At 40.4% G+C, this 11,706-nt stretch carries 9 protein-coding genes; 5 read left to right on the plus strand and 4 right to left on the minus strand.

The window, feature by feature from the left end; genetic code table 11:
- The first annotated feature begins 42 nt into the window (after window positions 1-42).
- Window positions 43-741: an RluA family pseudouridine synthase gene (locus D0S24_RS07600; RefSeq protein ID WP_117019226.1), complete on the plus strand. Its 699-nt coding sequence runs from the start codon at window positions 43-45 to the stop codon at window positions 739-741.
- 174 nt (window positions 742-915) lie between these two features.
- Here D0S24_RS07600 and D0S24_RS07605 read toward each other — a convergent pair whose 3' ends face one another.
- Window positions 916-1,776 carry a DMT family transporter gene (locus D0S24_RS07605; RefSeq protein WP_251795744.1) on the minus strand — a complete coding sequence of 287 codons (861 nt, stop codon included), beginning with the start codon at window positions 1,774-1,776 and terminating at the stop codon, window positions 916-918.
- A 9-nt stretch (window positions 1,777-1,785) separates the two neighbouring features.
- Window positions 1,786-3,330 (minus strand): hypothetical protein, encoded by a 1,545-nt coding sequence (locus D0S24_RS07610; RefSeq protein ID WP_117019228.1) that lies wholly within the window; start codon window positions 3,328-3,330, stop codon window positions 1,786-1,788.
- A 147-nt stretch (window positions 3,331-3,477) separates the two neighbouring features.
- Here D0S24_RS07610 and D0S24_RS07615 point away from each other — a divergent pair, with 147 nt between their 5' ends.
- The 3 genes from D0S24_RS07615 (at window position 3,478) to pheT (ending at window position 8,386) form a co-directional block, all read left to right on the plus strand.
- Window positions 3,478-4,650 carry a 2-isopropylmalate synthase gene (locus D0S24_RS07615; RefSeq protein WP_117019229.1) on the plus strand — a complete coding sequence of 391 codons (1,173 nt, stop codon included), beginning with the start codon at window positions 3,478-3,480 and terminating at the stop codon, window positions 4,648-4,650.
- 2 nt (window positions 4,651-4,652) lie between these two features.
- The gene (gene leuB / locus D0S24_RS07620; RefSeq protein ID WP_117019230.1) at window positions 4,653-5,771 is read left to right on the plus strand and encodes a 3-isopropylmalate dehydrogenase; all 1,119 of its coding nucleotides are present in this window, start codon (window positions 4,653-4,655) and stop codon (window positions 5,769-5,771) included.
- Window positions 5,772-5,959: 188 nt separating this feature from the next.
- Complete coding sequence (gene pheT, locus D0S24_RS07625) at window positions 5,960-8,386, plus strand: phenylalanine--tRNA ligase subunit beta (RefSeq protein ID WP_117019231.1); 2,427 nt, start codon at window positions 5,960-5,962, stop codon at window positions 8,384-8,386.
- Here pheT and D0S24_RS07630 read toward each other — a convergent pair.
- Window positions 8,378-8,944, minus strand: coding sequence for a fasciclin domain-containing protein (locus D0S24_RS07630; protein ID WP_117019232.1), 567 nt, complete (start codon window positions 8,942-8,944; stop codon window positions 8,378-8,380). The two genes, pheT and D0S24_RS07630, sit on opposite strands and share 9 nt — an antisense overlap.
- 248 nt (window positions 8,945-9,192) lie before the next feature.
- Here D0S24_RS07630 and D0S24_RS07635 point away from each other — a divergent pair, with 248 nt between their 5' ends.
- Window positions 9,193-9,912 carry a hypothetical protein gene (locus tag D0S24_RS07635; protein ID WP_117019233.1) on the plus strand — a complete coding sequence of 240 codons (720 nt, stop codon included), beginning with the start codon at window positions 9,193-9,195 and terminating at the stop codon, window positions 9,910-9,912.
- 100 nt (window positions 9,913-10,012) lie between these two features.
- Here D0S24_RS07635 and D0S24_RS07640 read toward each other — a convergent pair whose 3' ends face one another.
- Window positions 10,013-11,641 carry an ABC-F family ATP-binding cassette domain-containing protein gene (locus D0S24_RS07640; protein WP_117019234.1) on the minus strand — a complete coding sequence of 543 codons (1,629 nt, stop codon included), beginning with the start codon at window positions 11,639-11,641 and terminating at the stop codon, window positions 10,013-10,015.
- Window positions 11,642-11,706: the final 65 nt, after the last annotated feature.

Below are 11,706 nucleotides of genomic sequence, written 5' to 3' on the forward strand. Positions count from 1 at the left end.
GTGCACGGATAATCGATGAACTAGATAATAAATTCTATAAAAGTGTCCCTAAAAACAATTTCTACCCCTGAGAATCTTCAGGTCCTATACGAGGATAACCACCTTATCGCCATTAATAAAAGGGCCGGTGATATTGTACAGGGCGATAAGACCGGGGACACTCCCCTGAGCGAGGTTGTAAAACGGTATATTAAAACAAAACACAACAAACCGGGAAACGTATATTTAGGAGTGGCGCACCGCTTGGACAGACCTACAACAGGTATTGTGGTCTTTGCCAAAACCTCAAAAGCCCTGCCCAGGCTCAACAAATTGTTTGCCGAAAAAGATGCCCAAAAAACATATTGGGCGGTAGTGAACAAAATTCCCGACAAAGAAGCGGACACTTTGATCCATTGGATGAAACGCAATCCCAAACAAAATAAATCCTACAGTCACAAAAATGAGGTTCCAGATAGTAAGAAAGCTGTTTTGGACTATAAGGTCATAAAGCAATTGGATCGTTATTTTTTATTGGAGATCGATTTAAAAACCGGGCGGCACCACCAAATAAGGGCACAATTGGCAGCCATTGGGTGTACCATAAAAGGGGACTTAAAATACGGCTCGGACCGGAGCAATAAGGACGGAAGCATACATTTGCATGCTAGAAGCCTTACATTTATACATCCCGTTAGCAAAGAATTGTTACAACTTATGGCCCCACCCCCAAAGGATCCCGTTTGGAATGCCTGTTTGTGATTTTCCCAGTGTCGTGTCAATATTACTGTGTCGTTTAAGTCGCTGTTATTTTTTATCTGGCCAAGGCAAAAAAATGTTGCATAGCCATGCTATGTAAGCGTTTTTGCATCGCAGGAGCGGCTCAAGAGACACATTGGATTACCCCTAGGTTTAGGCCTGACTAAACACTTGCTATTATTTATAGGACCTTACACTCTCAATAACCACGGAGCTCAATATAAGTACTCCTCCCATTACCGTAGTCCAACTAGGAATTTCCGATAGAAAAACCACTCCGATCAATATACCGTATACCGGTTGCACACTACTTAGGATACTTACGGTAGTAATACTAAAATGCTTAAAACAATTCAGGAACAAGGTATGACCTATAGCAGTAGTAAAAAGGGCCAATGTTAACAGTGCCGGCCACTGGTCGGCAATTGCATCTACATTATAAATAAAAAATGCCGGACCCAATATAAACCCTACCAGACCTGTTTGATAGGTCATCATTAAAGACCCATTGTAATGGGCCGCCCTGGACTTTAGGATAATATTCCTAACGGCATAGGCCAATGCCGAAAAAACACCAAGACCCACTGCCAATATATGCGAATTGCCGGTATCAAAGTCGGGCGCCAACAAATAAATTCCCGCCAATACCAAAAGTCCTAGTAGAAAATGAATTCTTTGGAAGGGCGTTTTTAGAATCAACGGCTCCAGTAAGGCCGTTATAATAGGATAGGTAAACATGGACAACATACCAATGGCCACGTTGGAAAGCTGCAGGGCGTAGAAATAGGCCAACCAGTGGATTCCCATGAAAAAACCGCCTAAAAAAATAATGGGGTAATCCTTTTTGGCAATACGGAACGATATTTTCTTCCATTTGCAATAAAGCAACAAAAATAAAAATGCCAAGATTGCCCTACTAGCAATGGTAACGGGTACCGGCAATTGTACATATCTACCCAGTGCTCCTGAAGTACTTATAAATATCATGGCCAGATTGATCTCCAGCAAATGGTTTATGTGAAGGCTTTTGCTTTTCAAGAATATATTTTATCGGGTAACGGACATGGCCTTCTCTTTAATAATCTGTGCTACGGGTTTGTTTTGTAGATGGCTTTCCAACCATGAAATAATATCCAAATATAAGAAAGCACGTTTTTCATAAGGATGGTTTTCATATTTTTTTAATTCATCGTACAACTTTTGAAACTCATTGGGCAACTCGTGCGGGAAAATATCGCCCAAGCCCCTTAAAAATTTGATCATTTCCTTCTGAACCGCATGTAGATCGTTCATTTTTAAAAGGAACTTATAAGTGCTCTTCAACTGTACTTCCAAATGATAGTCCATCCCGGCCTCGTAATGGGCAATAAGACTTAGCACTCGGGCAAAGCACATTAAGTCTTCCCGCATTTTTAGGTGCTTATTATTAATGATCCTCTTTAAATACTGGATACAGGCTTTGTTGTCCCCATTTCCAAAATAAAGACAGGCTATCTTATAGTACAATACCATTATATGATGCTGGTCTATCCTATCTTTATGTTTATTGATCCCGTATTCTACAATTTTGACCAAATAAAGGCCCTTCTCAAAATTGCCTTCCAAAAAATGTAGGTTCAATTTGTTTAAATTGATATACAAAAATTTCAATGACGCTATATTGTCATTATCTGGAAATTCCTTGCTCCCCGCAATTTTTTCCAATTTCTCCAAGGTCTCCTTAAATTGGGAACTGTATTTTACATAAAATAAGGATTCCAACAAATAATGGTTTCCCTTTAAAAAGAATACAGGGTTTAAATAGATCATTTCCTTATTTTCATAAAAAAGATCTACCCATTTACTGGAGTATTTATAGCAGGACAAAAAATCCTGGGTTAAAAAACTGTACCAGAGATGTGCCTTGTAAAGCCAAAGCTTTTCCCTAAAGCCAAGGTCCTCTATATTATAGTTGGGCAGATGCTTATGGAAATATTTCTGAACCCTTTTAATATCCTCATCGCTTCTGACATAGCCTATTTTTAACATCTGCCCATACAGTTGGAGTGCAAGATTGGATAACTTACTGGTAATAACATTTTGTGCCGAAAGGTGCTTGGCCTGTACTGCCAGTTCATCCGCCCTGTCCGGGATACTCCTGGTAATATACTGGGTCTCTATCAACTTCTCAAATTCAACAATTTCATAGGCCACGTTTTTCTCCTCATTTTCAATGGCAATGGCCTTGGCCTTATCCAATATTTTAAGACTCTGCTTATAGAGTCCCTTTTGGTAGAGAATGGTAGCAAAATCCAATTGCTCCCGAATCTGGACCCTAATATTTTGGTTTACCGGGTTTAACCTAAGGCTCACCAAGATCTGTTTGTACAGGTGGGCCTTTAAATTGGATAACTGGGCCTTCTTGACGATCCCATTTTCCAGTATTAATTTTTCATCATATACCTTAATTTTATCCATTAAATTAAAAAGGGCCAGAAATTTCGCATCGGTGTTGACTCCCAAGCGTCCAACATACAATTTAAATTGACGTTTCTCCGACTTGGAAAGGGATTTGACCAAAACGAATAATGCATCTTTATGCGCATTTGTCATCGTAATAATAAAGGTTTATATAATTGATAATCAGTGTTTTAAATACCTCAAAAAGTTATTTAACGTTGTAAATGCCATTTTGCGATTAGGACAAGCAAACCTACTAGTACTATATTCGTATAGCGCATATAAAATTACGTAAATATAATGAGCAAAGAAAAGGTACATATTTTTGACACAACACTTAGGGATGGGGAGCAGGTTCCAGGCTGCAAATTGGATACGGACCAGAAATTGATTATCGCTGAAAGACTGGATCTTTTAGGGGTAGACATTATAGAGGCCGGTTTTCCAATCTCAAGTCCAGGAGATTTCAATTCTGTGCAGGAAATTTCAAAAATTGTAAAAAATGCAACGGTATGTGGACTAACACGTGCCGTTAAAAAAGACATTGAGGTTGCTGCAGAGGCCTTGAAATATGCTAAAAGACCAAGGATACATACGGGTATCGGAACTTCGGAATCCCATATTAAATTTAAGTTCAACTCCAACAAGGATGCTATAATAGAGAGGGCCATAGAAGCGGTAAGCTATGCCAAATCCTTTGTTGAGGATGTAGAATTTTATGCCGAGGATGCGGGTAGAACGGATAACGAATTTTTGGCAAGGGTCTGTGAGGCAGTAGTTAAGGCCGGGGCCACAGTATTGAATATCCCTGATACCACCGGCTACTGTTTGCCTGAGGAATACGGGGCCAAAATAAAATACCTAAAGGAAAACGTAACCGGCATTCATAAGGCCATTCTATCCTGTCATTGCCATAACGACCTTGGATTGGCCACTGCAAACTCTATAGCCGGGGTAATCAACGGTGCCAGACAAATAGAATGCACCATCAATGGGATTGGTGAAAGAGCTGGTAACACTGCCCTAGAGGAAGTGGTAATGATCCTTAGACAGCATCCTACCCTTAATTTGGATACGAATATCAACAGTAGATTACTATATGACACCAGCCAGATGGTTTCCCAAAAAATGGGAGTGTACGTACAACCCAACAAAGCCATAGTGGGCGCCAATGCATTTGCCCATAGCTCAGGGATTCATCAAGACGGAGTAATAAAAAACAGGGAGACCTATGAAATAATAGATCCCGCAGATGTTGGGGTAAACGAATCGTCCATTGTCCTTACTGCAAGAAGTGGAAGGGCGGCATTGGCCTACAGGGCAAAAAATGTAGGGTACGAACTTACCAAGACCCAACTTGATGTGGTGTATCAGGAATTTTTGAAATTTGCGGACAGACAAAAGGAAATTTTTGATGAGGATATCCATGATATCATCATTGCCAGTGGGATAAAAATAAAAAGTATAGCCTAATTATGAATCTAAAGATTGCTCTTTTAGGGGGAGATGGAATTGGTCCAGAGATCCTGGCACAATCTGTAAAATGCTTACAGGCGGTCGAGGAGACCTTTAACCATCATTTCACCTATACGGAAGGGTTGATCGGAGCTGCTGCCATGGACAAATACGGCTCCCCGCTACCAGAGCAAACCATTGATCTTTGCAAGGCATCGGACGCCATTCTTTTTGGTACCATAGGTACTCTCAAATATGATGACAACCCCAGCGCCAAAATACGCCCCGAGCAGGGATTGCTACAATTGCGCAGGGAATTACAACTTTTTACAAATATTAGGCCCGTTAAGGTTTTTCCAACTTTGGTAAATAAATCCCCTCTAAAAAAACACGTGATTTTTGGAACGGATTTCGTTATCTATCGTGAATTGACCGGGGGAATCTACTTTGGTGAAAAAAAACTTAGTGAAGACGGGACAGTTGCTTCTGATTTATGTGAATACTCCGAAAAGGAAATCGGCAGAATTGCCCATTTGGCCTTTAAGGCCGCCAAGAATAGACGCAAAAAATTAACATTGGTAGACAAGGCCAATGTCTTGGAAACCTCCAGACTTTGGCGTAAAGTGGTAACCAGAATATCTGAAAGCTATCCGGAAGTGCAATTGGATTTTTTATTTGTGGATAATGCTGCCATGAAAATGATGTTGGATCCGAACGACTTTGATGTTATCCTCACCGATAATATGTTCGGGGACATTTTGTCCGACCAAGGAAGTGCAATATGCGGATCCAAGGGACTTCTACCTTCGGCCTCGATCGGTAATGAGCATGCTATGTTTGAACCCTTCCACGGTTCCTACCCCCAGGCAACTGGAAAAAACATAGCCAATCCCGTAGCCTCCATCTTATCAACGGCCATGATGTTGAGCCATTTCGGATTGAATGAGGAATCGCTCGCCGTTGTAATTGCCGTAGACAAGTCCATGAGAAAAAATGTGGTGACCAAGGATCTTAACCCTTCCAGTAAATATGGCACTAGCCAGGTAGGGGATTTTATAGCCGGAAACATAATAGATTCCGATGAAAACCTCAATTACAATTACGAGAATATAGGATTGGGAAGATCTACCATCATCTAAGGTCCGATAGCCCTACACATTAAAAGTGCCTTTTGGCGCTATTTTCCTCCTCCCTACTATAAAATTGAAAGGAAAATAACGAATTAAGCAACAAAAAATTTTGGAAAATAAAAATTAAGACATTCAATCAATTACATATTGAATGTCTTCTTTCATTGTTTTATATTTGAGGTCTTTAAAAAAGCTCGATGAAAATATCTTACAACTGGTTGAAACAGTTCTTAAAAATTGACTGGGATTCAAATAGGACAGCGGAATTGTTAACCGACTTGGGCCTGGAGGTTGAAGGTATTTCCCCTTTTGAATCTATCAAGGGGGGATTGAAAGGAATCGTAGTTGGCGAAGTCTTAAGCTGTGTAAAACATCCCAACGCGGATAAATTAAAACTGACCACCGTAAATATTGGACTTGAGGCTCCAGTGCAAATTGTCTGCGGTGCCCCCAACGTTGAGGTAGGACAAAAGGTGGCTGTGGCCACTATAGGAACAACCCTTTATACAGTGGAAGGGGAAGCCTGGAAGATAAAGAAAGGAAAAATTCGTGGAGAGGAAAGCCATGGTATGATCTGTGCCGAAGATGAGCTTGGATTGGGCGAAGGCCACGACGGAATTATGGTACTCCCCGATGGCTTAAAAGTAGGAACCCCTTGTAGCGAAGTTTTTGAAGTGGAACTGGATGAGGTATTCGAGATCGGGCTAACCCCGAACAGGGCCGATGCCATGAGCCACTATGGAGTTGCCAGGGATTTAAAGGCCGGATTCAAACAAAGGGATATCCATAAGGAACTGATTACCCCCCCAGTAACCAATTTCAACATTGTAAACCGATCCTTAAAAATAGATGCCGAAGTAATTAAAAGTGAACTGGCACCAAGATATTGTGGAATTACCATTAGTAATTTAATTGTACAACCCTCCCCAGACTGGCTCAAAAACAGATTAAGGGCCATTGGGATTACCCCAAAGAACAATGTGGTGGACGCTACCAACTATGTGCTGCACGAATTGGGACAACCCTTGCACGCCTTTGATGCTGCAAAAATAAAAGGAAACAAAATAGTGATAAAAACACTTCCCAAGGGAACCCAATTTACTACTCTGGACGGAGTTCAGCGCACATTGGGCGACGAAGATCTTATGATCTGCGATACTGAGAAGCCCCTTTGTATCGCCGGGGTGCTTGGCGGGCAAAATTCCGGAGTTACGGAAAGCACCAGTAGTATATTCCTGGAAAGCGCCTTCTTTAATCCGGTCTCCATACGAAAAACCGCCAAAAGACACGGTATAAATACAGATGCTTCCTTCCGTTTTGAACGGGGAATTGACATAGATAATGTTGAATATTGCCTAAAACGGGCCGCACTACTTATTCACGAAATTGCAGGAGGTGATATCACTTCGGAAATAGTAGATATTTATCCCAAGAAAAAGGATGACTACCACGTATTTTTGACCTTCGATAAAATAAACAAACTGATAGGTCAGGAAATACCCAAGGACACTATTAAATCAATACTTGCATCATTGGACATCAAGGTAAAGAATGTTACAGAATCCGGTCTTGGATTATCAATTCCCTTTTATCGCGTAGATGTTCAAAGGGAGGTCGATGTGATTGAGGAAATTCTTCGCGTTTTCGGTTATAACAATGTTGAGTTCAAAGAAAAATTGAATGCTTCCATTGCCCCAACTTCCAAATTTGAGGACTATAAGATTCAAAACATAATAGGTAATTATTTAGCTTCGAACGGATTTAATGAAATTTTGGCCAATAGCCTAACGTCCCCGACCTATAACAAATTATCGAAAGATATTAGCGAGGAGCATACCATAGCCATGTTAAATCCCCTTAGTACCGATTTGTCGGTGATGCGTCAATCCATGCTATTTTCAGGTCTAGAGGTCATTGCACACAACAGCAATAGGCAGATGCACCACCTTAAAATATTCGAATTCGGAAAGACCTATCATCAGTATCCGACCAAGAAAGAGGAAAAAAAGCACCTAAGCATCCTTATCACCGGCAACAGATTGGAAGATAACTGGACCACTCCTCCCAAAAAGGTAGATTTCTTCTACCTTAAAGAAATTGCAGAAAACCTCTTGAATAGATTGGGTCTTGCCCAACTTATTTCCCAACCTACTTCAAGCGATACGCTTTCGGAGGGTATTTCCCTGTTGTTGGCCAATAAGCCCATTGTGGGCATTGGAGTAGTCAAGAAGTCCATTTTAAAGGAGTTTGATATTAAGGAAGAGGTGCTATATGCAGATTTTGATTGGGATTATATTTTGGAAGCCATTGTGAACAACAAAATAATCTATAAGGACATTCCAAAATATCCTGAAGTGAAAAGAGACTATGCCCTGCTGGTGGACGAACAGGTGAGTTTTAAGCAAATTTATGATATCGCACTGGAAACGGAACGGAAATTTTTGACCAAGGTAAACCTTTTCGATGTGTACAATGGTAAAAATTTACCCGAAGGCAAAAAGTCGTACGCAGTAAGCTACACCTTGCAGGATGAAAACGGCACTTTGACGGACAAACAGATAGATAATATAATGAATAAGCTTTTACAGCGCTATAAAAGTGAATTAGGAGCTGAATTACGGTAGATTTGCCGTTATAAGAATATTGGGAAGGATAACACTGTCTATCTCATGGATAATCCCATTGCATTGATTGGCATCTGCACTGGTTATCTTGGCCTTATTCCCGGCCCTGTCCGTTAGTATTATATCCAGTCCGTCCATAGACGCGTAAATTTTGTCGCCTTGAACAGTTGTAAAACTTGCCTTTCCATTACCGTTGCACAAAGCCTTTAAAATTTTTGAGGCCGTTATGTTGCCGGCAACAATGTGGTAGGTTAAAAGCGAAAAGAGTTCCTGCTTATTTTCCGGTAACAACAATTCCCTCAGGTTTACCTTGGAAAGTTTTTTGAAAGCCATATCCGAGGGCGCAAAAACGGTAAAAGGGCCATCCTCATCCAATATTTTATCCAAATTGGCCGCCTTTACGGCTTCCAACAAGGTATAGTAATGTCCTGAATCAGCAGCACTTTCTATAATGGAACTTTCCTTTTGTAAAAAGCTATTTTCAATGAAAGAAGTTTGTCCATAAGCAAGGGAAGAAATTAAAAATAGTATTGCGCAAACGGACACATAGCTTTTCATTGGTTCTGACTTGGGAATTACTAAAAAATCGACGAATGGTTAAATTCTTCGACAATATACAATAATAGGTTTATTGTTCTAAAAAAAGTTATCAACTAATTTTGAAATATCGGAATATAGCCATTCAGGTTACGATTTGGTCACATTGTCATTAGGATTCACGGCCCATTTTATTTTTTAACGCCCTAAACCAAATTGGAAAACCTTAATTTCTTAATTTTATAAACGTAGCTATAAAAGAATATAAAATGTTGTTGAAAAGAACCAATATTCAGGAAAAGCTTATTCTGGCCAAACAAAGGGACAAGGCTGCCGATAGTTTAATAAATGAAGTTTACCGTCTTTTGGCCAAAGGGGACCATGACCGGAAAAGAATTGGGGCCAATCTTAAAAACAAGGCCGAATTAGTTTCCAATGACTTTAATTTTGATCTATTGGCTACTACCGAAATTTACCATCTTCGCCATATAAAAAAAATAGCGGTCGATTATAGATTGCGTTTTTTGGATTCCCACTATTTTAAAGGTAAAATACCGGAAGAGGCGATCACCAAAATTAAAAAACTGGAAAAAGAGCATGAACTGGAATTAAAGGGGTTTAAAATTCTTGCTCCCTCCAAACTTTTTAAATTGAAAGACAGGGACGATCCCATTTTATTTGCCCCGATCGGGAATGACCATTATTATTTGATCCATAAATGGGGCCATGACCTGCATCCTCTGAGAAAAATATTGATGTGGCCTTTCAAAAGTCTGGTGAATCTAATTGCTTTGGTAGTAAGCATCAGTTATCTAATAACCCTTTTGGTCCCCAACGGCTTGTTCTCGAAGGAAAGTTCCAGCTTTCAATTTTGGGTAATTTTCTTTTTTATGTTCAAATGTCTTGCTTCCATTGTCATATTTTATGGCTTTGCTTTGGGCAAAAATTTTAATCCCGCCATCTGGAATTCCAAATACCTAAAAACCTAGTATACAGTGGGCAGTAAACGGTAAGCGTATGCAAAAAAACGGATTTCACTGCCCACTGCCTTTTGCTTATAGCTCATTGTAGGAATTGGGTCCTACAAAACTATACCGGAACCGTATACATTTTGTTTCGCTGCTCCTTTATATTCTTATCGGACATATACTCATCAAATGTCAAATACCTATCAATATTACCTTTTGGCGTTAATTCTATTACCCTATTCGCCACGGTTTCGGCAAATTCGTGGTCATGGGTCGTAAAGAGAACGGTACCTTTAAAATTCTTTAGGGAATTATTGAAGGTGGTTATACTTTCCAGGTCCAAGTGGTTGGTAGGTTCGTCCAACATAACTACATTGGCCCTCATTAGCATCATTCTGCTCAACATACAGCGTACCTTTTCCCCACCGGACAAAACCGTACATTTCTTAAGGGCTTCTTCACCGCTGAACAACATTTTTCCCAAAAAGCCCCTGATATTTACTTCCTCCCTTTCCTCTTCCGTTTTGGCCCATTGCCTTAACCAATCGACCAAGTTGATATCTTCGGTAAAGAAGGAGGCATTATCTGCAGGTAGGTAGGATTGGTTGGTAGTAACCCCCCATTGAAAGGAACCGCTGTCCGCCTTTCTATTGCCATTTATTATCTCGTAAAATGCTGTTGTAGCTCTGGAATCCCTAGAAATTATGGCCACTTTATCCCCCTTGGCCAGATTAATATTGACATCCTGGAACAAAATTTCGCTCTCTTCAGTAGTTGCGGACAGTTTTTCAATGTTCAATATTTGATCTCCTGCCTCCCTTTCCCTTTCAAAAATAATGGCAGGATAACGTCTGCTTGAAGGTTTTATATCCTCAATTTTTAACTTGGACAACATCTTCTTTCTGGAAGTGGCCTGTTTGCTCTTTGCCACGTTGGCGCTGAACCGCTGAATAAACTCCTGCAATTCCTTGGCCTTTTCCTCGGATTTTTTGTTCTGTTGTGCTCTTTGCCTGGCAGCCAACTGGCTACTCTCGTACCAGAAGGTATAGTTCCCGGAGTATAGGTTCATTTTTCCGAAATCTATATCACCAATATGGGTACAGACCGAATCTAAAAAATGCCTGTCGTGCGAAACTACAATAACCGTATTCTCATAGTCGGCCAGGAAGTTCTCCAGCCAATTAATGGTTTCATAATCCAAATCGTTCGTCGGCTCATCCATTATCAACACATCCGGATTACCGAACAAGGCCTGCGCCAATAAAACCCTTACCTTAAGCTTGGAGTCCAAGTCGCCCATTAAGGTATAATGAAATTCTTCCGTAATGCCCAAGTTGGACAATAGGGCTGCCGCATCGCTATCGGCATTCCAACCGTTCATTTCCTCAAACTGCACCTGTAACTCCCCTATCCTATCCGCATTTTCGTCACTGTAGTCGGCATATAGGGCATCTATTTCCTTTTTTATCTTGAACAAAGGTTTGTTTCCCATTACCACACTCTCCAATACAGTATATTCGTCATAGGCATTATGATTCTGTTCCAGGATGGACATCCTTTTGCCCGGTTCCAAGTGGACACGACCGGATGTAGGGTCTATTTGTCCTGATAGAATTCGTAAAAAGGTGGACTTTCCCGCTCCATTGGCGCCAATAATACCATAACAATTACCTTGTGTAAAGGATACGTTTACTTCATCAAAAAGAACCCTTTTCCCAAATTGCACAGATAAATTTGATACTGACAGCATATATAATATTTTAAATTTTGTGCAAAAATAACAAAAATTAACCCGTTAAAGCAACTATATTACAA

It is taken from the genome of Arenibacter sp. P308M17, assembly GCF_003426735.1.
In the GTDB taxonomy this organism is placed as follows: Bacteria; Bacteroidota; Bacteroidia; order Flavobacteriales; family Flavobacteriaceae; genus Arenibacter.